The organism is Prevotella sp. MGM1 (assembly GCF_002933775.1).
GTDB lineage: Bacteria > Bacteroidota > Bacteroidia > Bacteroidales > Bacteroidaceae > Prevotella.
In genome coordinates, this window is record NZ_BEWV01000216.1 from 40,685 (window position 1) to 65,351 (window position 24,667).

Below are 24,667 nucleotides of genomic sequence, written 5' to 3' on the forward strand. Positions count from 1 at the left end.
CGCAATGTGATTTAAATAAAAAAGGTTATTGCCGGCAACCGCCTAACATTCAGTCTTACTGACAATAACCTTTTTGTACTATATCATCCGTGACAATCCGGAGTTCCTATCTTATCACCACCTTGATTGCCCCTGTTGCCTTGTCTGACACCGCACGCACTATATACGTGCCCGGTTCCAGTCCGAGTTTACGCGCTTCCGCAACCACATCGGCGGCTTTTGCCTCAAATTCGCCCACAAGCAGGCCGCCGGCAGTGTACACACGGCAACGGACAGTGGCTGCGGAACCTATCGACAATATTCCGTCAGTACCTTTCACGCGCAACAACCCGCTTGGCTTGAACAGTTCCGCCGTATCCCATTCATAGCCTTCCGGCAGTGCCGGCAGGTTCAACGTGGGATTTCCCGCAAATGCGCCAGCCGTCCAAAGTATTACCTCATCGCCTGCGGCTGGTTGGTAGCTCTCGCTCACGCTGATATTCAGCGTTCCGTTCAGGGTCAGCGTTCCGTCTGATTTCAGGAACGAGCGTGACGAGGCCGAGTTTGTGGCATTCTTAATATTGAGATTTACCACCGAACCGGTATTTGCCGTCAGATTGCCCTCTGCGGCTATGAATCCCGACACATCGGCAGTGGTGGTCCGTCCGGGAGTGATTGTGCCGCCGCTGTTCACGTTCAGGGTACCCACCGTTCCCGAACCGTTTATGGTACCGCCGTTGTTCACGTTTATCGGGTTCTTGCCCACAAGCGATGCCGTCGAGTTATAGGTATTCAGATACAGATAACCTCCGTCCACATTTATCGTTCCTATGTTTTTCTGCATCGTCGTATTAGACAAAGTCCATGTACCAGTTCCGGCTTTTCTCACCGGAGACAGTATCGAGCCTTGGAACATTATGTCCTCACCCGTTCCTCCGATAATATAGATACCCGTTCCGCTCAGTGTTCCCTTGCCGGTGATGTTTGCCACAGCCACGTTGTTGCCGTTATTCTTGAACTCGATGCCCTCATTCATCTGCAATGTGGCCTTGCCGAGTCCTTTCGAGTTGTTGAAGTCGAAAGACGGGTCGTACGATCCGCGCTTGCTGTAGCCCGGAACTATCGTTCCTTCGAAATTGCTCCAATCGCCCTTGAAGTAATTACGCACTCCGGCCGCATATATATAGAATGTGCCCGCACCGGTGAGCGTACCGCTGTAATCGCACCTCGGGTCGGCATAGAGTGTTCCGGAATATCCTTCCGTTACCACGAAGTTGGTCCTGTTCTTTGTCCCGGGCAATCCCTCGCTGTTAGGATCGTAAAGTTTGCCGCCGTGGAACTCCACCGTGGCGGGAAGCTGTGTCACCCCGCCGCTCTCCGATGCGTTCACCACTCCGCCTGTAATCAGAAGACGTGACACACCGTTGCCGTTGCCGAGATTGAGCGTTCCTCCTCCCGACTTGGTAAGAACGGCGTTGCTTGCCGCCGTCTTTATTCCCGAAGCCATTGTCAGGGATATGCCGGTCGGAATGTCGAGCGTCGCTCCACCCTCGCCCACGATGACGGTCTGCCCCGATGTCGAGTTCGCGCTGACACCGAGAGTGGCGTTTCCAGATATGGTTATGGTCTTGTCTATCATTCCCAACGAGCCGACATCCTGTCCTATCGCGTTGGCAAATGAGGCCACCGTAAGCTTTCCTCCGGCTATCACCGTGTTGCCCACACGGTTCAGATTATTTATATTCACCGTTCCGGCACCAGTCTTTGTCACCGTACCCTCACCCACGATACTGTCGCCGGTGATAGTCAGCGCCTTCGTCTCGTTTGCGAAAACGACGCTCTTCGGAGCCACCGTACCCGACACGTTGACGGTAGCCGACTGTGCGTTATCGTCGAAAATAACATTGTCTCCCGGAACGAACGAACGCTTGACGCCGGTTCCTTTCTCCTCAAAATTGGCCGTAACGTCCACATCCCATGTTCCGTCCACGCTTCCGATCCATGTGACGTCGCCGGCAACATAGTTCTCTATCACCACATACAGCTTTCCGTTCTCGAAAGCCAAAGTGGCTTTCTGGCTGTTGAGCCCTTCTATCCGCACGTCGGCGAGATTGCCCGCCACTTTCTCCACCTCACCGATGAGGTAGCGGCCGTTGGCCACATTTCCCTCTCCGGCGGCCGGATGCTTAACAAACCTGAATACGGGAGTCGAGTATGCCGGACCGTTGGTCCAGTTTTTCTTCTCTATCACCATCGTCCTGGCTTTCACCACGTCTGCCGTCACATCCTCGCCATACAGGTCGAAGAGTACCACCGAGCCGAAGTTAAGCCACAGCGAATCGGTCTCTATCGTTCCTTTCTTATTCTTTCCGCCGGGCACGATGGTCGCATTGTAGTCTGCCTTGATGCCATTCATGAACTTTCCGCCGTCGGACACAAGCGTGGCGTGACGGTTGAGCCACACGCGGCTTGCCTGCATCGTACCGTCGAAAGCGAGCGTTCCCGCCCAAACGTTTGTCTCTCCCGTATATGTCTGTGTCACTTTCGGCAGCCGCAGCGTTCCGTCGCCCTGCTTCACAAGCCGCATTCCGCCCGTGAAAGCGCCGCCCGTAAGCGTGTGCGTGTACTCGGTTGTGGCGATCCTGTCGTTGTCGTCATTTCCCTGTACCCATGTAGGGGCGTTGTCGGTAAAGATATAAGGAGCGGCACCGTCGCTCACGGACACTGTCATGTCTCCCGTCTCGCACATCATTATATGCTTGTCTGCCTCACCGCCGCCTATCACGGCCCCGTTTTTAATCTCGGTGCGTCCCGTCATGGTAAGCGGGGCGGGAGCCACCGTTATTCCCTCCAGCTCACCGAGGAAATAGCTTGTGTGGGGCGGCTGGTTGTAACCGCACATCTGCCACACCATCGCCTGACGGTACTGATGGTCGTGCCACAATGAGTAATTGCGCCACTTAGTCTCCACATCCGTGGTATATATGCGTATGTTGTTAGACGCGGTACGCATTATCACCTCCTCGCGCCAGTCTCCGAATATGTCGCCCTGATAGCACGGCGTACCTTTCGTGTCGTTGTTTGTCATACTGCCGCCGAGCGTGGCAATCTTTCCGTGTCCCGGCTTGTATATGGCACCGGCAGTGTTCTTGCCGTTCTCATAGTTGAACGTCTCCGAGCACAAATCTCCGTCCCAGTATATACGCATGTTCTGCGCTATGTCGGCTTTCGAGCCGCCAGGTATCGCCGCGTGTGTCACCGAACTTATCAGCGATCCGTCGCGTGACGATGTTCCCTGCGCGCCGGGATAGCTGTTGCTGAAATTGCCCATTATGGCACGTCCGTCGTCTTCCGTCGCCGAATAGCGATAGTAAATCTTAGATGTCGTGGCATCACGGAAATTGTTTCCAGGACGATCTTCGTTGCAGGCGAAAATCTCCTGTCCGTGTATGTACGGGTCGAAATCGCTGCAATGCTGCGCGTCGCCGTGTCCAAGGCCTGTGGTAGAGAGTCCCTTGCCGTTATCGTCGATAACCATCGAGCCGAATACGATCTCATCGCGTCCGTCCCAGTCCACATCAGCAATACCATAGTTGTGATAGCCCTGTCCGAACCACGGCGAGCCCGGCGTGTTGCAGTTCCAGCGCCAACGCTCGGTCAGTTCGTGCGTGGCCGGATTTACGTCGAGCGCAATCATCTTATGGCGGGTATAAATACCGCGTGCGAGGAATATGCTCGCCTTGCGCCCGTCGAGCACCGGCGCTCCGAAGAAGTGCTTCGTCGAGCGGTGTCCGTAGCCGTCGCCCCAGGCCGCATTCAGATCATTCTCACCCGGTTCGAGACGCCTCAACGGATACTCCATCACCTGATACGGTTTTCCTGTAGCTCCGTTCAGATACAGCAGAAACTCGTCTCCGTCGTGCATGAAGAAGTTGACGCCGCCTCCTCCGCTTGCCGGACGGTAGTTCTTGCTCTTGTCTCCCACAACGTATGTAGTGCCGTCGGCCATGTGGATGGTGGTGCCGTCGGCGGCACGCAACACGGCCTCTGCCTTGCCGTCGCCGTCCCAGTCGTATGCCACGATATTGTTCTCGTTGTTCTGGAAGTCGGCCATATTGGGTCCGAAGTCGAGCCACCACAGTTTTGTGCCGTCCAGCTTGTACACTTCCACTATCGCGTACTCACCGTTATGCCCGTTCGGCTTGTATCCGTTCTGGATATCGTTCTGGTTGTCGAATTTGAGCAATATCTCCAACTGTCCGTCCCCGTCGACATCGGCCACGCAGGCATCGTTTGGTATATATGTACTCGTGAGCGCCCCGTGATTCATCTTCACTTCGAGATAGTTGTTCTTCCACGGTGTCACGGGAGCGCACTGCCCCTGCGACTTGCCGCGCACGATGGCTTCCACCGTGTATTTGGCAGTGCTCGTCCCGCCGTTGTCACGATAGTTTGACACCGTCAGCGGAGTATCGTTCAGTTTCTTGCCGTCACGATATATGTTGTATGTGACATCATAGTATTCCTCTGCCGGAATACGCCAACTGCAATACACGCCGCCGATATATTTCACGGCCACAAGCCCACGGTCAATCACGTCCGTGGCACGCTGCGCCCATGCACCGACAAACGCCATGCCGAGCAAAAGTAAGAGAGATAGTTTTTTTCTCATGTTATCGTTGGTTAGTTAATATTTTAATTGTCAGGATATAAGGGATTATCGAGTGGCGGCAGGCACGTGTTTCCGTCAAGGTACCACGCCACAAGAACGGTGACACTTCATCGAGCCGCAAATGTAAGCATTTTTTTCAATCTACGGTTGCTCCCTGTCATTTTTTAGTTTCAAAAAAACAAAAAACACACCTACTTCCAATATACCATAAACCGTCCGTCAGGGGTTATTCCCGCCACGGATATTTTTAAGGCCGAGGTCTTGCCGTTGTTGAAAAGCCTCAACCTCAACCGCCCGTCGGCATCGGCATGGGCATTGGGATTCCAGTAGAGCGTGCGGCGATAATCGGCAGGCTCAGCCGGACGCGTCACGCTGTAATCGGGATTATAGAAATCGGCCGGTTCGTTCAGACCGGGCAATATGATGTGCCGGTCACGGAATGCCGGCTGAACCGCGTCATCGGCAAAGGGCACCATCTCGACAGTAACGTCGGCATTATACCGGTCTTGCTCGATCGGAATGTCCTCATTGCGCGGCTCATAGTCGCTGTATATCCTCACTTCTCGCAGCCGCCGCAACCCGAGGTCGTCCAACAGCGCGTCCTCATTGCGGTTTGTCCATGTCTTTCCCGCATCTTCCATATCGGGAACATAGCTTCTGAAATAGGTATATCCGTCTATCCGCGAGTCGATGTTAAACCTGTTCCGCCTCCCCATGTTGCCGTAGAGGAAACGGGCCACCTGCACCGGGAACATACGCCTGTCGAACATCCCGTAGCTCAGGCCGTAGTCAGTGATGTTGTTGTACAGTTCGTATGCGTCGGTCACGCACGCCGGCTGTTCGAAGTCGATGCCACGCCTGCCACGCCGATGACCGCTCACGCTGACATTGCCGAGCATGTGCACGCCGCGCTCCATGGACAGCAGAGAGTCTCCCGACCCGTCAGGCATCGCCACGCCACCGTAATTCTCAGGAGCGTGTGTACGGTAATAGTCGTACTTGTCCGAATATATAGGGTAAAAAAGATCTCGCTTCACATAGTAGTCCGGCATGGCGGTATCATCCATCATACCCTTGACTTTCCTCGATGTCATGCTCTGCCTCAGCGAGTCTTTCTCCTTATAGGCTTTCATCTTCAATATCGCCTCGCCGTAGTATGGCGGTATCTCAAAGAGATAACGTCCGCCGTCGTGCGTCAGTTGCGTGCCGCCGAGCACCTCGGTACCGAATATTATCTCGGCCTCCACCAGTACTTCTTTTTTCAAGTCGGGATGGTTCACCCCCAGATGCCCGTTCACCTGCGATATGTCGCCCAGTTCAAAATTCTCATTCTGCACGCCCACGGCGGTATCGGTGGCTATGCCCACATTAAACTGTCCGTACCTCCAATTCCTCGCCTCTCCGTTCTCCACGTCGTAAACAGCGAGAGACTTGTGCGCGCTACCTTCCACGGTGAGTGTTTTTTCAGGTGTATAACGCAACGGCCGGAACACCGTATCGGCATGTTCGCTCCACTTATACCGCCGCCAGCCCTGCACCATCATGAGAAGGTCGAGAGCCGCGTCGCGCTCGGGAGTGGCCTCGGCAAAATAATATGAAGGATCGGCCACAAATCCGCGCAACTCGCTTCCAAGCAGGAGATCGGTCATTATGTTTCCGTTGTCGTACGTTGGCTCGTCGGTACCGGCGTCCCGCACGGACACGGACATCGGCGCCCCGCCTGCCGTCCGGTCGCAAACAAGGTCGAGCGTGATTTCCTCATATTGTGAATATGTCGCTTTGATATTTCCATCCACAGCCACACGCACTGTCTGCCCATCGGCCGGACGGACGAAGAAAAGACGGTCGGCGAGTATGCGGCCGCTCCCGTCGAACAGCGTCACGTCGTTCACACCGGCCGGCAGGCTGTCGGGCAGCGTCAGGGAGGCATGCCCCGAGGCACCAAGGGTAAAGGTGGTGAAATGGCGCAACACGCCTCGGCAAAGCACAGACAGCCCGTATTCGCCGGCAGGCATGCCGGAAGAGGAGATCTCGACACCGCGCCCCGACAGGCGGAGCGACACTCCGGCCGGCTCAGCGGCTGGCAGGGCAAACGAGTAGTCGCGTCCCTGCCACGAGAAAGACGCTCTGAGGCGACCGGCCGCAGGAGTGACGGAAAACACGCCGCGCCCCATGTATGTGGTGGAAATCTCCGTCGGGCTGATTCCATCGCCAGTCAGTTTACCCTTTATGTCGACAGCGGCTCCCTGCTCGTCTGTAAGTTCGAAAGCCACACGACAGGGCACGCCGACAGTCATAGTGCCGCCCTCAGGAAAAAACACGGCTTTCAATGCCGGCTTCGATGCTGATGATATACGTTGTTTATGACGACTGTACATCCGCTTGAAAGCATAGTCGCCGGCCGAGTCGGGACGCTCGTATACGGGAAACACACGGGAGTAAAGCCCCTCCCAATGACGGAAATAGTCGGCCGCCATCCTGTTGTTATAGAAATAGTGTGCGTCGTCTTTCGTGTATCTGTGCTCCGTCACATTGAAATTGAGCATCCACCGGGTGTATGCCCTGAGTTCGTAATATCCGGAATATAGCGAGTCTTTAATAGCGAAATTACCGCAGGTAAATCCGTCGGGGCTGACGATGACGCTCTGACGCTCGGCCACAATACCGTCGGGCGTGAGCAGTTCAACATAAAGTATGCGGCTCATGTCAGTGGGGCGGAGATCTCCCGCGCCCACCACATACGCCTTATACCAAAGCGTGTCGCCTATGAAATAGCACATATTGTCGGTATGCACGTACACTTTTTCCTGCAATCGGCTCACCGACGACCGCTCCAACGCCCTGCGTATGGCATCGAGCTTTTCCGACGCCGACAACCGCACTGGCCAAAGCATGGCAAGCAGCGGCACGGCAATGACAGCCATATAACGAGTCATCATATATGTAAACAATACGGTTTAACAACCACAAATATAGGGATTATATATATAATAATGTGTAAAAAGGTGTTTTTTATACCCGTGGTTAATCTTTTTTAAGCATTGGCGGCTATCTGTTAAATATAATCAATAATGTTTACAAAAGTGTCTGTAAAAACCTGCCCTTTTGAAAATAAAAAGCCGAAGGCCGAAAATAAGCGTATTATGAGCGGTTTTTACGTAATCTCCAATGTATCAACCCAATACGCCCGCCACAATAATTTCCCTTACCAAATCCACATCGCCTACCCGACAGATTTTTTCCGTTTAGCGTCCCGTTGCCTCGCGTTTAGACGCTAAACGGAGGCTAACGAGTATCTAAACGCAACGCGATTAGCAACCAAACGGACTCCGACAAGCGTCCCGACGCAAGAAAAAGACAAGATTATCGACTGACAAAAACCACTATATCGCATTTCATATCGCGACATGTATCGCATACGAAATTCTATTTCAACAAAAAAGAATGTGTTAAATACGTGACATTATGTTTACAGGGAAAAACTTTTGTTATTCTTAGGATTATGAACAGTTTAATATAACGGTATGAAGAATTAGCATTTAACGGAGTATTTGAGGGACAGAGGTAACGAATTGGCGGCCGTGCGATTTTCAACGATTTGCGGTACTATGCTGTCAAATAACTCTTTCTTATGCAAAAGTATAACAATCCTCGGAAAAGACAATATCTGCTATCGGATTTTTATTTCCCATCTTTGTAAATTATTCATCTGGAAAGAGATAATCTCGTGAATTATAGCTACCTTTACGGCTGAAAACCAAAGCATAGCCCCAATGGCAAAGATTACTGTTCAAAATACCCGAATAACAGCTCTACAATGGGAAGAACAGGATTATATCTCTCTTACAGATATGACTTCTGCCAAAGATGGAGACAGTCGGTCTGCAGATATAATCAAGAACCGGATAAGAAATCGCCATACCATCGAATTTCCCGGGACTTGGGAAGTGATTCGCAATCCGGATTTTAAAGTGGCCGGATTTGACCACTTTAGAAAAAGTGCGGGTTTGCCTTCTTTTGTACTTAGTGCTTCAGAATGGATTGAACGCACAAATGCGATAGATAGGGCTTGTTGTGAGAAAAGGGCGATATGGCGAAACGTATGCTCATAAAGACATAGCTTTTGAGTTTGGCTCTGCAATAAACGGCACTTTCTTCACCGGCTGCCGGCAGGATATCCACTAAATAACATAAAACAATTAAATACCAACTGACAATGAAAAGACTGATAAGACAGTGGGGCATGGCGCTCGCGGCGGCAATGTCTCCACTTCTGCTCCCGGCGCAAAACCTGCAAAAGGGAGACTACGGCTATCTGTACTGCCACATGAGCGGACGCGGAGAGTGGACGGCATACGCCCTGAGCCGCGACGGCCTGCACTTCCACGACCTGATAAACGGCGACCCGGTGTTCCCGCCGTCAGAGCACGCACGCATAGAGGGCGGCACACGCGACGCCTACATCTGCCGCAAGCACGACGGCACAGGCTATCTGATGGTGACGACAGACATGTGCGTGGCCAAGAGCAAGAAGTGGGACAACTACGGAATAGACCTGCTGACGAGCGATGACATGATTAACTGGAAGTCGGTGACTTTCGACTTCCGCAAAGGCCCGGGCATATTCAGCGACCCCGACTCACCGGACGTGTACAAGGACTGGAGCACGGTAAACCGTGTGTGGGCTCCGCAAATATTCTGGGACCCTACGTATGAGTGGGGCGACGGGCGACGGGGCGGATACTTCATTTACTACTCGTTGTGGAACAGGGCCGAGGAGAAATATGACCGTATGTACTACTCTTACGCCGACGAGAGTTTCACCACGCTGACAAAGCCGAGACTGATGTTCGACTGGGGATATGCCACGATAGACGCCGACATAAACTATCTTGAAGCCGACGGGCTGTTCCACATGATGATAAAGAAAGAGGGCGGACAGCCCGGACTGTTCACCGCCACGGCAAAAGCGCTCACCGGACCGTGGAGCGAGCCTGTGGCCGACGACTACATAGACTTCGAGGGCAAGAAAAAATGCGAGGGTGTGTCGGCGTTCCAGCTCGCCGGCGACTCGACATGGCGCATCGGGTACATCGAATATTCGTCTAACCCGAAACGCTACCGCATCTGCAAGGCCGACAAATACATGCGCAATTTCAGCAATCCGCAGGACATAGAGGGTGTGAACGGCCCGCAGCACGGATCGTTCATGAGACTGACGAAAGATGAATACGACCGGTTGCAGGACTGGTCGGACGGGCTGCAAAGCAAGCACGTGGCACCGAATGTGGAAAATCCGGTGATACCGGGGCTGTTTGCCGATCCCGAGATAATGTATAGCGAGAAGACAGGCAAGTACTATCTGTACCCCACGACGGACGGTAAGGAGGGCTGGCAAAACCACGATGCGAAGGCATACTCGTCGGACGACTTGAAGAACTGGACGGACGAGGGCGTAATCTTCGACCTCGAAAAGGACTGCGCATGGGCAAACAAATGCCTCTGGGCGCCGTGCATCATAGAACACAAGAAAGGAAAGAGGAAGTTTAAGTATTACTATTACTTCACGGCAGAGGGCAAGATAGGCGTGGCGGAGGCCGACAATCCTACCGGGCCGTTCCGCGACGCGCTGGGCAAGCCGCTGCTCGACAGCAGGCCCGAGGGCATGAAGGGCGGACAGGTGATAGACCCCGACGTGTTTCAAGACCCTAAGACGGGAAGGTATTACCTCTATTGGGGCAACGGTTTTCTCGCCGTATCGGAACTGGGCAAGGACATGAAGAGCATCGTGTCTACCAAGGTCCTGATAGACCGCAAGGACAAAGCGAGATACAACTACAACGAGGGTACATACGTGTTTGAGCGCAACGGGCTGTACTACTTCATGTGGTCGGAGAACGACACACGCAGTGCCAACTACCGCGTACGCTATCTTATCAGCGACTCTCCCACCGAGTTCACACGCGGCGGCAAGCCGGCACGGCAGGAACGCACAGTGGTACTGAGCCAAAACCCGGCAAAAGGCATTTTCGGCACAGGGCATCATTCCATACTGCGACTGCCAGACTCGGACGACTGGCGGATAGTATATCACCGGTTCGCACGTCCGGAGGCCATAAAATTGGGATGGTCGGCCGGTTACAACCGTGAAGTGTGCATAGACAAAATGGAGTTTAACGCCGACGGCACCATAAAAGCGATAGATACGACACTGTGATATAAGCCTCGCTTGTATAAGCAAAGTGTCATTTAGGACATAAACAAAAAACTACGCGCCGCCATACGTATGGCGGCGCGTAGTTTTTTTATATCCGTTTATAACATATCAAACCGCTTATCAGAGGTTTTTAAGAAACTCTATCTCGATTATCTTCAAGGCGTTGTTGCCGCGTTGCTTCTTCTCATTGTTCTTGCTGTCAAGTTCCTGCACCGCCCCGAAAGCGTCTTTCGTGGTGCTCGAACCAAGCGAGCGGATTGTGTATACATTCGATACGGGAGCGTCTTTGAGCGGTATGTGGATGTAGCTGAGCGACTTTGGCGTCCAGCCCTCCCACACCTTGACATCGCCTGCGTAAACCGCTATCGGGTAAGTCGTGGCCCGGAATCCTTTCATCTTGATGCAGATATCGTCTATCCGTGTGTTCTCGGCAAGCGTATAGGTAATCCATGCCTCGTCGAGCTTGTTGCCGCTATCCCACGAAGTGTTCTCAAACGTATCGTAGCTGAGGCGCGGGTCGTTTCCGCTTCCGGCACGGGCCGACTCTATCGCCACACCACGGCGCCACTGACGGAACGACGGTGCAGACGGTGTCTCGCCGCGGTCGAGCACACATTTGAGTCCGTCTGACGGCATATAGGTGGCAAGTCCGCCCTCGACGGCAACGGGATGAGTGGTGAAAGTGATCTTGGCATCGGCCATTCCCTCGGCTTTGGCCGTCAGCGTGACGTTGCCGGCTTTGGTAAGAGAGCGCAGCATCACACGGTTTACACCGCACTCTACGGGCAATGTGTCGCAGAACACATGATTGTCCTTGCCTTTCGCCACACCGCCCCGCCACTCGGCAGGACCGCTCAGGCTGAATTTCACGAGGCGGTTATCGAGCGGACAGCGGCGTCCCTGCCTGTCGACAATCTCCACCTGAACAAGAGCGAGGTCGTGGCCGTCGGCTTTCCATCCCGTAGGATTTTCAATGGCGGTGAGCTTTATACTCGCCGGTTCGCCCGCCGTCTCGAGCGAGCATACCGACTCTGTATGTCCGTTCCTGTCCATCGCGGTGGCCGTCAGCTTACCGTCTGTATACTTCACGTTCTTGAAAATATGCAGGAAGCGGTACTTGTGCTCGTCGGCGGTGATAGTACAGCCACCCTGCGAGAGCGTGACACTGTCGCTCGTAGACACCACATAGACAGTAGGTACCACCTCACCCTGCGTGTAATTCCAGTGTCCGACGATGTGTGTTCTCGGTTTCAGGTCGTCTACCCAACCGTCCCACATCACCTGATGGGCGTAAAACGCATCCTTGGGAACGCGCATAGGGTCTACAACTCCGCTCACACGGTAGTTATCGGCAGAGCGTCCGTGGGTCTGTGTATCGCTGAACACAATCTTCACACCGCCCGAATTGACTTTAGTTCCACTACCGGGACGCTCCAACCAGTATTCATACCAGCGGTTGACAAGCTCACGGGCAAACTCATCCTGATTATGATTATACGCGTCTGCGGGTGCGTTGCGGTACAGAGGGCCGTCGCCTTCCTTGTGATACGGGTAGCTCCAAGAGTTCCAATACCAGCGCAAGGCTTCGTCACGGCAATATTCCATCATCCACATCGGCTTGGTGTCGCTCTTGTTCACATAAAGCATCTCGCCGCCATACTCGGCCTCCGGCCGGTCAAGCATCTCACGGCTGCCTATCGCACGGCCTCCGTTGGGGTCATACTTGTCTCGTATCGCCTTCATGGCTACCATGTGCCCGGCGGATATGCGCTGGTTTCCGCACTCATAGAATATGATACTCGGATTGTTGCGGTTGTATATTATGGCATCGCGCATAAGCTCTTCGCGCTGTTCCCAGCGACGGCCGTCGACATCTTTCTCGGCATCGCCGGCCGGCATGGCCTGTATCAGGCCAACACGGTCGCACGACTCGACATCCTGTTTCCACGGGGTGACGTGCATCCAGCGCACCACATTGCCGCCGCTCTTGACCATGAGATCGTTAGAGTAGTCGCTGAGCCATGCAGGAACAGACATTCCCACGCCCGGCCATTCGTTGCTTGTGCGCTGCGCATAGCCATGCACCATCATCACACGGTCGTTCAAATAGAACATTCCGTTCTTGAACTCGGTCTTGCGGAAGCCCGTAACGGTAGTCACCTCATCGGTGACGAGAGGAGAAGAGGAGGCCCTTCCCGTGTATCGAGGATCGGAGGCTGAGGATTGAGACTTGCCGGCAATCTGTCTTCCCGAACCTTTCACGCCGCCATTCTCCATCCTCAATCCCCCATCCTCAATACCTGGATAAACCCAATTATCCACCAAACAAGTCTTTACCTTATATAAATATCCGTATCCCCAACTCCAAAAATGCAGGCCGTAAGCACGGGATTGCGCTTTAAGCACGGCGGTACCATGTGCCGGAATAACCACAGGCTCACTGCTGAAACCACACACCTCACGGCCATCCATCTCGGTAAGAGAAACCTGCAAACGCCTGGTTACAGGCGCATCGGTCTCATTGCGCACCTCGCTCTCTACGAAAACAGTGGCCTGACGTCCCTGAATATCATGGTCTTTGGCATATACATATATACCGGTTGTCTTCAAATTACTGTAAAGCGGCAGCGTCTGATACACATTATCGGTGATGTGGAGCTTCACGTTCTTGGGCAATCCGCCGTAATTTGAGTTGAAATTATTGTTGTTCCATTGGAAACCCGACTTCGTGGCACGCTCATGATAGTGCCAATCGTTGTCCGTACGCACCTCTATCAGATTCCTGCCTCTCTTGACATACGGCGTGAGGTCGAAGCCGAAGGCCATCACCCCATTTTCGTGCAGACCCACATTCTTACCGTTCACAAACACCTCGGCGGCCTGGCGGGCTCCCTCGAACTCGATAAACACACGACGTCCCTCGGCATTTTTCGGCAGAACAAATGTCTTGCGATACCATATAACGGAATCGCTCATCTTGTTGATATACACTTTATATGCCTCATTCTCATTCCAGGCATGCGGCAGAGTCACGGTCTTCTTCTGCTTTTCAATTCTCCATTCGGAATTGAAATTGTAAGTTTCGCGTGCATTGGCACCAATGGCAACGGCCATGAGCGCAACAGTCAGTAGATGTTTAAAAGTTATTCCCATATTTCTTGATTTTCAAACGCAAAATTACGACTTTGCAAATCAAGGAATATGGGAATATCGTACAAAAACTGTGACTATCGTACAAAATTACGGTCAACGGCTCGTAAAAACGCCATATATCGCTACAATGACGGAAACTCACTGCCGACGACACGATGAACAGTCGTAAGCCACGAACTATCTTTTCATCATCTTACGTGAGAATGTACCCTCAGAAGATTTTACCTTGAGTATATACGCACCTCCGGCAAGCCGTCCGAGACCCATTATCTGCAGCGGAGCATTGTTGCCGGCAAAGTGATTGACGCCATATACCTTTGCACCGGTGATGGCATATATGCCTATCTCGACGTTCTGAGGTCTCTTAAGATTGAAGCCCAGCACTATATTATCCGCCATCGAGCTGCCGCTCCTCAAACTTACCCACTCTTCATTTTGACCGGCTACGATGCCGTCAATACCGTTCTTGTCCATACATGTGACACGGATGGTATCGAAACGTGTGGACTTGTCCACTACATTTGAACCGCTCTTTATCACAAACTCATACGTGCCGACGGCCGACGGCTTGCCTTCGAGTACCAGTTTCTGCTCTTTTATGGTACGTGTGAACTTGAAACCGTCCATCACCTTGCCAGGAACCTCCGTCCCGTCGGGATTTATCGACAGGTAAAGACTGGGCGTAGTGCAGTTCTTGTAATTGATAACGACGGGCACGATGCTGTCGCCGAGACTCACGTTCTGTTCCATCGCACCGTCGCCCACAAGAGTATAGCGTGTGAGGAACATGTCGGGCAGGTAGTATCCGAGGTGAGGAGGCTGGTTGTATGCCGTGTTCTGCCATGTTATACCCATGCGATACGTATGGTCGTGCATCAGCGTGGGAACACGGAACTTCGTCTCAACGTTTGTAGTGAAGATGTTCAGATGAGCTGCGTCGCTGCCATCCCACAGTATCAGTTCCTCGCGCCAGTCGCCAAGAATGTCGGCAAGCAGGTTTGGAGTTTTCTTGGATCCGTTGCATGTAGACGAGTGAGCGATGTCATAGAAATTCTTTCCCGACTTCGGGTATATGCGGCTTGTGCCGTTACCGGTCCACTTGTCCATCTGGTTTCCGTCGAGAAGTTCGTCTTGCAGGTCGCCATCCCAGTAGGCACGGAAGTTAATGGAAGTTCCCTTATCGCTGATTGCCTGCCCAGTCACGGCGCTACGCTGCGACCTGTCTGCAGCCGAGCTGAACTCGAAACCACGGTTGTCAGCATCTATATCGGCAGCTATTCCGCGGCCGTTATCTCCGCCGGAGGTAGCGCTCCATATAATCTCTCCCGTTGCGGCATCGTGCAAATCCCATCCGTAGGGACTGCCTTCATGTACCTGGAACACCTCAAGCCCCGGGCGATCGGGTATCAGGTCGCTCAGATGTATAGCGTCTCCATGTCCATAGCCGGTGGCATAGAGCAGCTTTCCGTCGTTGTCTATGGCGCAAGAGCCCCATATTATCTCGTCGCATCCGTCACCATCGACATCGGAACAAGAGATATTATGGTTTCCATTGCCATAAGCCGTCTTGCTTCCGGCTCCCCCACGGGTATTCGTATTATAGGTAAAAGTCTCCTTCTTTCCGTCGGCATCCGTCAGTTCGACCGTCGTCTGCGACTTGGAGTAATGCAGCCATTTCTGCTTCAGGCGCTCGCCGTCGAAATCAACGGCCCAAAGAAATGCGTATGTATAATATCCGCGGCACATAACGGCACTCGGGTTCTTGTCCGGACCGTCGAGATATGCCACCGTGGCAAGATAGCGTTCTCCGCGGTTTCCGTACGATCCGTTATCGGTCTTGCCGCTCCGATCGTCCCAGTTGAACGATCCGGGCTTGTCTCCTCCATACTGCGCGTTGCGGTTAGGGTTATAGAATATGGTATGTATCGCCGCTCCTGTAAGTCCGTCGAACACAGTGAGATACTCCTGCCCGCTATTGATCCTTCCTGCCGAGGTGCGATGGTCTTTTGAATTGTCGGCACCCTTTATCTCGTCTTCCGTGGCAACCTGATTTACGTATGTGCCCGTCCCGTCAATACTTCCGGGAGCTGTCTTGCACACAAGCTCGGCCTTGCCGTCACCATCGAAGTCATATACGAGAAACTGGGTGTAATGCGCTCCGGCACGGATATTAGTTCCAAGATCTATCCGCCACAGTTTCTTACCGTCGAGTTTATAGCAGTCGAGAAATACGTTTCCGGTGTATCCGCTCTTGGAATTGTCCTGCGAGTTGGACGGATCCCACTTCAATATTATCTCATAGTTTCCATCGCCATCCACGTCTCCCACGCTGCAATCGTTGGGAGTGTAGCTGTATGTCTGTCCGTCGGGCGATTTCCCGTCTGCCGGTTTGTCAAGCGGCAACGAACGGTAAATGTCTCCCCACGACGTAACAGCCTCCGTGGTGTCTCTCACCCCTCCCTGTTGATATGTCACAACCTGATACTTGCTGTTCGCATACCCCACAGGATCGACTATCGACGTTGTTCCGGTGATATTCTTTTTCAGCGACTGTCCGTCGCAAAGTACCTCAAAAACGGTGGAGTCGTTGTCAGTCCCGAGCATTCGCCAACTGACGAAACGGCCGTTACCGCTGCTTGCCGGCACGACCACCAGTCCGCGGTTGAGCTTTTCCATCTGGCTGACCGGTGTGTTCTGAGCGCCGGCACCCATAGGCAACACAGCCAACAAGGCTAATCCTAAATGTCTAAATCTTTTCATATCAGTAGTAATAATTATAGTTTAATGTACAAACTTACGACAAAATAGCTAAATTAATAACCTTTTGCTGTTTTTTAACATTTTATCCTCAATATTTCCGTTTTCCCCTTTCATTATGACGATTTGTCTATGCAGACGTATTCACTCATCACTTATATTTCCGCCACACAAGCCATACGGGCAAACATTGGCTTCGCAAATCTCTGCATACCGGTATACCGGTTCTCAAGACTGTCACCACTTCACACGTCCGTACTTCTCTTTATACCACAGTTGCCATGCGTTCACCATATTCTGCCAAATCACGTATGCTCCCGGAGCCACGGCCGCGAGAGGATTGAGAAACGTGACAGTGAGCCATATCGCCACCACAGTATTTTTCTGGCCGAGCGCCTGACCTGCACTGATATTGTCGCCGTATGGCCGTCCTACTCCCTTGCCGAGCGAGAAAAGCACAAGAGCGACCACAAGCGGCAAGGAAAGAAGACCCACGAGTACGACACCTGTCACCGAAGAATAGAGAATGTTGTGCACCGTAAGTCCGGTGACTACAGCCAGATTAAAGCACCACATATAGAAACCGAAGTTTCTCGTGCGGCAGATGCGTTCGTTGAGACGGGGCAGAAATTTACGGGTGAGCACGGCAAGCACCAACGGTGCCACAAGCACCGAGGCCACATTGCGCAATACAAGCAGCGACGTGGCCACGAAAGGTATGTGCGCCTCTTTCTCGACAAAAGGGAAAAGAACGGGGATGATGAGCGATGTGACGAGATTGTCTATGATAGTGAAAATTGTCAGCGAGGCTATGCTGCCACCAAGCTTCTCGGTCACTACCGCGGCAGCGGCGGCCGTGGGACATACCACACAGACGAAAGCGCCTTCGAGAACGAGTTTCAGACCCTCATCGTCGACAGACGTGATGAGCCACACGAGAGCTACAGAAATGGCTACACGGGCTATCTGGAGCCACAAATGCCACGGCCGCGGCTTCATGTCACGGAGTTGTATCTTACAGAACGTGACATAAAGGATAAGAAACATACCGTAAGGCAGCGTATCAACCAGAACCGGCCCGACGGTGTAGCCAACAGGTTCAAGCAGCTCCACGTTAGAAAAAAGCAGATAAAATACCGTGCCAACGCATATTGAAACGGGTAAAGTCCATTTCTTGACAAAAGAAACTATGCTCATAACGGATGCAAAGGTAGCAAAATAATGCGACTAAAAACGGTTGACGACAGAAAATATGCATAGGGATATGTATCGCTACAATGCCTGTAACGAAATATTCTCTGATGTATATTTCCAATAAGAGAAATAACAACCCTACACCCAAACCATGATAAATATTTTTCTGTCAAACTGTCTTTTTTTCATTTTTATTGCTATCTTTGCCGCCCGCAAGGTAAAATCCTGCGGTTTTTATTAACATCATTTATTAACTTTATGTACAAGACAAACTCAAACAAGAGGGATGTGTTCAAGTTCCACCGTTTCGGACACAAAGGATACTCTCTCTTTGCCAGCTTGGGTCGCGAGGTGCTCATCGGTACACTCAGCGTTGTCACACTGTCGCACGCAAAGGCCGACGGAGTGAGCGTCGAGCCTGTGACAGCCGATACCACCGCGGTGCGTACCGACAGGGAACTGTCGCTCGAAGAGGTGAACATCACCGGATCGAGGGCGCCGCTGACAAGAAGCCAGGCAGCGAGAATGGTAACCGTACTGGAACGCGACGAGATCGCGCAGGCTCCGGTACAAAGTATTAACGACTTGCTGAAATACGCCGTGGGAGCGGATGTCAGGCAGCGCGGACCGATTGGAGCGCAGACGGACATCAGCCTCAGGGGCAGCAACAACGAGCAGATCACAATACTGCTCAACGGCATCAACATCTGCGACCCGCAGACAGGCCATAACACTTTCGATTTCCCGGTTGACATTAGTGAAATCGAACGGATAGAAGTTCTCGAAGGACCCGCCGGACGTGTATATGGCACATCATCACTACTCGGAGCAATAAACATCATCACCAAAACACCGGCACGCAGCAGCATCGACGCACATGCGGAAGCGGGGTCGTATGGTTATGCGGCTGCGGGAGCGAGAGCAAACATTGCACGAGGCAAATGGAACAACCAGCTATCGGGAGGATATACCCGCAGTGACGGATATAGCCGCAACAAGGCCGGAGGACTGAACGCCGACTTCAGTGGCGGCAAGAGTTTCTATCAGGGCAACTATACCGATGACGACATGATCGTGAAATGGCACGCAGGAATAAGCACGAAAGATTTCGGCTCAAACACGTTCTACGGCGTGAAGTGGGACGACCAGTTCGAGCACGTCACCAAGACGTTCACAGCCATCCAGGCCGAGAATCGCAGAGGACGTTTCAGAATAAAACCGTCCATATACTGGAACCGCACGGCCGACCGGTTCGAGCTGTTCCGCAACGCACCTGAAAAATCGAAGTTCAACTATCACCGCTCCGATGTATTCGGAGTGAACATCAACAGTTATTTCGACTGGGCACTGGGACGCACGGCCATCGGTGCAGAGCTGCGCAATGAGGACGTAATCAGCACATCGCTGGGCGAGCCTCTAGACAAGCCGCACCACATACACGGCACAGACCGCGACTATACCGGCGGACTGAACAGGACTAACATCAGTTTTGTGGTCGAACACAACATCCTGCTCAGACGTTTCACACTTTCTGCCGGACTCGTGGCGGCGAAAAACTCATGGAACAACATGAACATGCGCGTATACCCGGGCATCGACGCAAGTTACCGGATAGGGCACGACTGGAAAGTATATGCCTCGTGGAACACGTCGCTGCGCATGCCGTCGGTGACAGAACTCTACTACACGCAAGAGGGATACAAGGCTGACAAATATCTGAAACCGGAAGAAATGTCGGCATTCGAGGCGGGTGTCAAATACGGAGGACGCTGCGTGACGGCAAGCGCAAACGTATATTACAACCACTGCACAAACCTCATCGACTGGATACGGCACACTGACCTTGGCCCTGACGCCCCATGGGAATCAGTGAACTTCACTGAAGTGAACGCTGTAGGCATGTCAGCATCTGTACGTGTCGACTTGGCACGGCTCATGCCAGGACAGCGTGTCCTGAGGTCATTCAACGTGGCATACAGCTACATAGACCAGTCGAAAGACGAGCAAGCGAACATACAGAGCAAGTACTCGCTCGAATATCTGAGACACAAGGTGGTGGCATCGATGCACGCCGACATACTGCCATCGCTACGGCTCGGAGTGTACTACCGCTTTCAGGAACGCACCGGAACATACGCAGACGCTGCCGGAACGGTGCTATCATACAGCCCGTACTCCATCGTCGACACGCGCCTGTCGTGGCACGCCTCGGGATACAAGCTTTACGTAGAGGCCAACAATGTATTCGACAAGTCTTACGTTGACTATGGCAACATTCCGCAACCAGGCGCATGGATAATGGCCGGCGCGGTATTCAACGTGAAACTGTAAAGACGACATAAAACAAGAACTCCATGCTTCATGCCGAACAGGCACTACGCATGGAGTTCTCATTATATATAAAAGCCCTTAAAGTTATATTCCTTTCCGCTTATTCACTTACCGTTCTCCGAACGATTGCTTAAAAACCGCCAATCGGCTACCATAACGCCCTTACTCACTATTATCATGACTTAACCATCAGCGACTTGCCGCTCACTTCTTCAGACGGAACGAGTTTTCGATACTGTTAAGTTCCTCCACAAAGGCTTTATCCACCTTTAAACGCTGCTCAACAGTGGAACAACTGTGGATTACGGTAGAGTGATCGCGATTGCCGATAAGCTGCCCTATGCGAGAGGCCGGCATCTTGGTGTATTTCTGAGCGAAATACATCGACACCTGACGCACTGTCACATAGTCGCGCTTACGGCTGCGGCTAAACACGTTCTGTTGAGTCACGTTATAGTGAGTACACACTTTTTCAAGAATATCATCCACGGTAAGAGGGCGGTTGTCTACCTTCACGGCACGTTTGATGACCCGCTCGGCCAAGTGCATGTCTATATTGCAGTTGTATACCACCGAATAAGCCATCAGCGAGTTAATAACCCCTTCGAGATCACGCACGCTGCCATTGGCCGTCTCGGCTATAAATCCGATTACATTATCAGGGATTTTAAGACCATCGCGGCGGCATTTCGATTTCAGAATGTCTATGCATAACTGCACGTTGGGCTTTTCAAGCTCAGCAATGAGTCCGCAACTGAACCTGGTAAGCAACCGGTCTTTCATTCCCTGCAACTCTACCGGCGGGCGGTCGCTTGCCAGTATTATCTGCTTTCCGTTGCGGAAAAGATGATTGAAGATATGGAAAAAAGTGTCGAGAGTCTTCGGAGCCGTCGCCCACTCCTGTATATCATCGACGATGAGCACGTCGATAGACTGATAGAAATTGATAAAGTCGTTCGTGGTGTTCTGCCGTGTGGAGTCGGTATACTGCACCTGAAAAAGCCTTGCGCTTACATAAAGCACGCGCTTGGCAGGATACATCTCCTTACAGCGCACACCGATGGCATTGACAAGATGGGTTTTCCCACATCCCGAAGGTCCGTATATGAAGAAAGGATTGAATGTAGACTTCCCCGGATGCTCCGCAATGGAAAGTCCCACCGTGCGCGGCAGCTTGTTGCTCTCGCCCTCTATATAGTTATTAAAAGTCTGACGAGTGTTCAACTGCGGGTTAAGTTCCTGCGAAACAGCGGCATTTGCCGTCCTCGCTGCCTCACCGCCACGTGCCGTAGCCTGCGGAGCACTGATCTCGGCAGGCTCTTCCGCCTCCACCTCCTGGGCTATATTGTGGGCCTTGTCCACCACTATGCGATAACGCAACTTAACGCTTGTGCCGAAACAATGTGTCAGAACCTTGCCCAGAAGACCTATATAATATTGCTCCAAGTACTCATAAACATATTGACTCGGTACCTGAACCAACAGCGTCCGTGCCTCAACGGAGTAAGACTCGAAGACTATCGGTTGAAACCAAGTGTTGAACTGCTGCTCCGTGACATTCTCCTTAATCAGTGTAAGGCACTTGTCCCAGAGCATCTTATGCTTATTTACCATCAGAGTATATTTATCGTTATTATATAATCCGATAAGGATTACATCATTATTAGCGAATGCAAATTTCGCTTTTTTTTCCGAAATAGACAAATTTTAAGTTTCGAACTTTACATGTCCGGCAACACGTAAGTCACTTATCCACGGCACATTAAGTGTAAACCAGCCATTTTTCATGTCTAAATAAGGACACTTACCACCAACCCACTGTGTCTCAGCCGTTTAAAATCATAAAACCATCAAAAGACATTTAAAGTGCTTTCAATGGCTTTTCAGACTTAAAACCCATATTCACAATACATTCCGCATAATCCGGAACATCATGACATGCGTCTTCATACAATTTAGACGAAATAAAAATCAGGCAATCCTTATTTGGCTTTCCGTCCGAATACGGAGAAATGTACGTATCGCTTGGGATGCTGTTTGAGATCTATCATCAATGAATCGGCATCGCGCATGGTGGCCGTCAGATTATTATAAAGCTCCGGATCACGCATGAGCAACCCGAAAGTACCCTCGTCGCTGTTCATCTTCTCCGTAAGATCATGCACATTTGCGAGCGTGGCATCAACCTTTGCCATGGTCGAGGCAACGTCTACGGCTGTCAATTGTGCGGTCAGTTTGTCCGTATTGTCGAGCACTTTATTTGCTTTTTCCATCATTCCGGGTACGTTTCTATTCAGACCGGCCATCAGCCTGTTGGTCTCCCTGGTGGTAACCATAAGTTCCGAGGTTATCTGATCCACATTATGAATAGAATTTAAAAGCGCCTTATCGTACAGAAGCATATTCAGACCGGCCATTATCGAGTCGAGCTTCGGCAACATCTTCTCCACCGTAGGTATCATCGCCGCCGCACGTCCGAGCATTCCGGCATCCTTGTTTCCGATGATAGTGTCGCCCACGACCAGGTGCTCCAACGGATTTCCGGTAAGCATCAGGTTCACTTTAATATTACCGAGCATGTCACTCTCTATCTCGGCTGTCGAGCCTTTGGGCAGCCGTAAGTTCTTGTCAAGTCCCACAACGGCTATTATCTCGCCCGTCTTATTATAATTGTATATAATGTCTTTCACCACACCGACCTTATAACCTGCGGCATATACGGGACTCGACGCAGACAAACCGCTGATGTCATCGAATGCCACATAATATGTATCCTCGTTTGAATAAAGGCTCAATCCTTTCAGGAATTGCAGTCCGAAGAAAAGAACCACAATACCAGCTATGGCCACAAGTGCTATCTGCACTTCCTTATTAAAGAATTTCATAACGTCTGTTTTTTATTTCTGTTTTGTTTAAACTCACGTATCGCCTCGACCACATTCACTTTCTTTCCGCCCTTGAAAGCTATGATGAAAGCCTCGGGAAACTTCTCTACAAGTTCTTTCCTCAGGCGGTATATGGCGTTATAGTCCGCCGACGCTCCGCAAGTATACTTATACATGCCGTTCTCTTCGTAACAGTCTATGTTTTCAGCGCCCTTGAATTGCTGGCTGTCGGGACGCAGATTGCGGTTACTTGCAAGTATCTGGACCTTGAATATAGGCTCGTCAGCGCTTTGCTCCGTGGTGCGTATTCTTATTTCATGTACGGCATTGTCTTGCTTTCCGGTCGTGCCAGCCGCTTGCTTGACACCGTTTGCCTGCTGTTTCGTATTGCCTGTATGCTGTCCGGCCGCAACTGTCGAATTCTGCCCGGCGTCATTTTTCCTCGCTTCCGCCTGCTCATCACGGCCGGCCGCTGTCCGGAGGGCATCAGGCAGATGTCCGCCACGGGCATCCCGCAATTCTGCCACTATGCTCTCGGCATCCGTATTCTTCTTTTTGGATTTGCTTTTCTTTTTCTCATCTTTCTTATCCTCATCCGCTTCGGCCGCCTTTTTCTGCGCTTCCGACATGTAAGGAACGGTTATCGACTTATCATATTTCTTACGATAATCCAGAAAAGCGTTGTATATGCCTCTTCCAAGAGCGTCTATTCCGTTCTCCGTATTAAGAAATCTCTCTTCCTCGGGAGTGGTGATAAATCCCAACTCTATCAAGCAACCCGGCATCGATGTCTCCCGCAATACAAGGAACCCAGCCTGCTTGACACCTTTATTGGGCCTTCCCGCCGCCGCACAGGTGCGCTGCTGGACATATCTCGCCATGTCTACGCTCTGTGCCATGTTCCTGTCTTGCATGAACTCAAACATTATATAACTTTCCGACGAACGCGGATCAAACCCCTCATAATGCTGTTTATAGTCTTTTTCTATCAAGATTACCGAGTTCTCGCGCTTAGCCACGTCAAAATTGTCAGACGCCCGGTGCATACCGAGCGTATAAGTCTCCAACCCACGCGCTATCTTTCCTTTCGGCAGAGCATTCGTATGCACAGACACAAACAGATCGGCCTTATTGCGGTTGGCTATGTTCGCCCGTTCATGGAGAGTTACGAACACATCCGTCTTGCGCGTATATATAACTTTGACATCAGGACAGTTACGCTCCACGTACCTGCCGAAAGCCAGAGCGACATTAAGGTTGATGTTTTTCTCTTTCGAGTATGTACCCAGCGCCCCAGTGTCATGTCCGCCGTGCCCCGGATCTATGACAAGGGTAAAGCGTTTCTCAGCAGCCCAGGCCACCGAAAAACACATGGCAATCAATAAGGATAGAATTGTTCTTTTGCACATACTGCCTATAAATTGGTGCAAAAATAGACATTTTCCGATAAAAACTCAAATATATCAAATAGTTTTATCA

General features: G+C 51.7%; 11 protein-coding genes and 1 pseudogene. 4 read left to right on the forward strand and 8 right to left on the reverse strand.

Going from position 1 to position 24,667, the window contains the following annotated elements; genetic code table 11:
• Window positions 1-106: 106 nt before the first annotated feature.
• Window positions 107-4,651 carry an autotransporter-associated beta strand repeat-containing protein gene (locus MoGM_RS11655; protein ID WP_233210287.1) on the reverse strand — a complete coding sequence of 1,515 codons (4,545 nt, stop codon included), beginning with the start codon at window positions 4,649-4,651 and terminating at the stop codon, window positions 107-109.
• Between the two features lie 191 nt (window positions 4,652-4,842).
• Entirely contained in the window at window positions 4,843-7,590 is a 2,748-nt protein-coding gene (locus tag MoGM_RS11660; protein WP_104370222.1) for a hypothetical protein, read from the reverse strand.
• 834 nt (window positions 7,591-8,424) lie between these two features.
• Here MoGM_RS11660 and MoGM_RS11665 point away from each other — a divergent pair.
• From MoGM_RS11665 to MoGM_RS13430, 3 genes and pseudogenes are all read left to right on the forward strand, one after another.
• The gene (locus tag MoGM_RS11665) at window positions 8,425-8,763 is read left to right on the forward strand and encodes a hypothetical protein (protein ID WP_233210289.1); all 339 of its coding nucleotides are present in this window, start codon (window positions 8,425-8,427) and stop codon (window positions 8,761-8,763) included.
• Window positions 8,764-8,867: 104 nt separating this feature from the next.
• Window positions 8,868-9,896 (forward strand): annotated as a pseudogene (locus tag MoGM_RS13425) (glycoside hydrolase family 43 protein); the annotation flags it as partial.
• A gap of 54 nt (window positions 9,897-9,950) precedes the next feature.
• Entirely contained in the window at window positions 9,951-10,868 is a 918-nt protein-coding gene (locus MoGM_RS13430) for a family 43 glycosylhydrolase (protein WP_255401983.1), read from the forward strand.
• A 120-nt stretch (window positions 10,869-10,988) separates the two neighbouring features.
• Here the strand turns inward: MoGM_RS13430 and MoGM_RS12840 are convergent, their stop codons facing one another.
• The 3 genes from MoGM_RS12840 to MoGM_RS11685 all read right to left on the reverse strand — a co-directional run bounded on the left by MoGM_RS12840 (window position 10,989) and on the right by MoGM_RS11685 (window position 17,975).
• On the reverse strand, window positions 10,989-14,021 hold the full coding sequence (locus tag MoGM_RS12840; protein ID WP_233210291.1) for a glycoside hydrolase family 2 protein: 3,033 nt from the start codon (window positions 14,019-14,021) through the stop codon (window positions 10,989-10,991).
• A 177-nt stretch (window positions 14,022-14,198) separates the two neighbouring features.
• Window positions 14,199-16,781 carry a T9SS type A sorting domain-containing protein gene (locus tag MoGM_RS11680; protein WP_146078731.1) on the reverse strand — a complete coding sequence of 861 codons (2,583 nt, stop codon included), beginning with the start codon at window positions 16,779-16,781 and terminating at the stop codon, window positions 14,199-14,201.
• 234 nt (window positions 16,782-17,015) lie between these two features.
• Window positions 17,016-17,975 carry a transporter gene (locus MoGM_RS11685; RefSeq protein ID WP_104370224.1) on the reverse strand — a complete coding sequence of 320 codons (960 nt, stop codon included), beginning with the start codon at window positions 17,973-17,975 and terminating at the stop codon, window positions 17,016-17,018.
• Window positions 17,976-18,230: 255 nt separating this feature from the next.
• Here MoGM_RS11685 and MoGM_RS11690 point away from each other — a divergent pair, with 255 nt between their 5' ends.
• Complete coding sequence (locus MoGM_RS11690) at window positions 18,231-20,303, forward strand: TonB-dependent siderophore receptor (RefSeq protein WP_104370225.1); 2,073 nt, start codon at window positions 18,231-18,233, stop codon at window positions 20,301-20,303.
• Window positions 20,304-20,507: 204 nt separating this feature from the next.
• Here the strand turns inward: MoGM_RS11690 and dnaA are convergent, their stop codons facing one another.
• The 3 genes from dnaA to MoGM_RS11705 form a co-directional block, all read right to left on the reverse strand.
• Entirely contained in the window at window positions 20,508-21,917 is a 1,410-nt protein-coding gene (gene dnaA, locus MoGM_RS11695) for a chromosomal replication initiator protein DnaA (RefSeq protein WP_104370253.1), read from the reverse strand.
• Window positions 21,918-22,285: 368 nt separating this feature from the next.
• On the reverse strand, window positions 22,286-23,188 hold the full coding sequence (locus MoGM_RS11700) for an MlaD family protein (protein ID WP_104370226.1): 903 nt from the start codon (window positions 23,186-23,188) through the stop codon (window positions 22,286-22,288).
• On the reverse strand, window positions 23,185-24,597 hold the full coding sequence (locus MoGM_RS11705; protein ID WP_104370227.1) for an N-acetylmuramoyl-L-alanine amidase: 1,413 nt from the start codon (window positions 24,595-24,597) through the stop codon (window positions 23,185-23,187). The genes MoGM_RS11700 and MoGM_RS11705 overlap by 4 nt, the downstream gene beginning before the upstream one ends.
• Between the last annotated feature and the right edge of the window lie 70 nt (window positions 24,598-24,667).

Coding starts and splice junctions, on each gene's coding strand:
- MoGM_RS11655 (WP_233210287.1), bottom strand. CDS start 4,651: ATGAGAAAAAAACTATCTCTCTTACTTTTGCTCGGCATGGCGTTTGTC.
- MoGM_RS11660 (WP_104370222.1), bottom strand. CDS start 7,590: ATGATGACTCGTTATATGGCTGTCATTGCCGTGCCGCTGCTTGCCATG.
- MoGM_RS11665 (WP_233210289.1), top strand. CDS start 8,425: ATGGCAAAGATTACTGTTCAAAATACCCGAATAACAGCTCTACAATGG.
- MoGM_RS12840 (WP_233210291.1), bottom strand. CDS start 14,021: ATGGGAATAACTTTTAAACATCTACTGACTGTTGCGCTCATGGCCGTT.
- MoGM_RS11680 (WP_146078731.1), bottom strand. CDS start 16,781: ATGAAAAGATTTAGACATTTAGGATTAGCCTTGTTGGCTGTGTTGCCT.
- MoGM_RS11685 (WP_104370224.1), bottom strand. CDS start 17,975: ATGAGCATAGTTTCTTTTGTCAAGAAATGGACTTTACCCGTTTCAATA.
- MoGM_RS11690 (WP_104370225.1), top strand. CDS start 18,231: ATGTACAAGACAAACTCAAACAAGAGGGATGTGTTCAAGTTCCACCGT.
- dnaA (WP_104370253.1), bottom strand. CDS start 21,917: ATGGTAAATAAGCATAAGATGCTCTGGGACAAGTGCCTTACACTGATT.
- MoGM_RS11700 (WP_104370226.1), bottom strand. CDS start 23,188: ATGAAATTCTTTAATAAGGAAGTGCAGATAGCACTTGTGGCCATAGCT.
- MoGM_RS11705 (WP_104370227.1), bottom strand. CDS start 24,597: ATGTGCAAAAGAACAATTCTATCCTTATTGATTGCCATGTGTTTTTCG.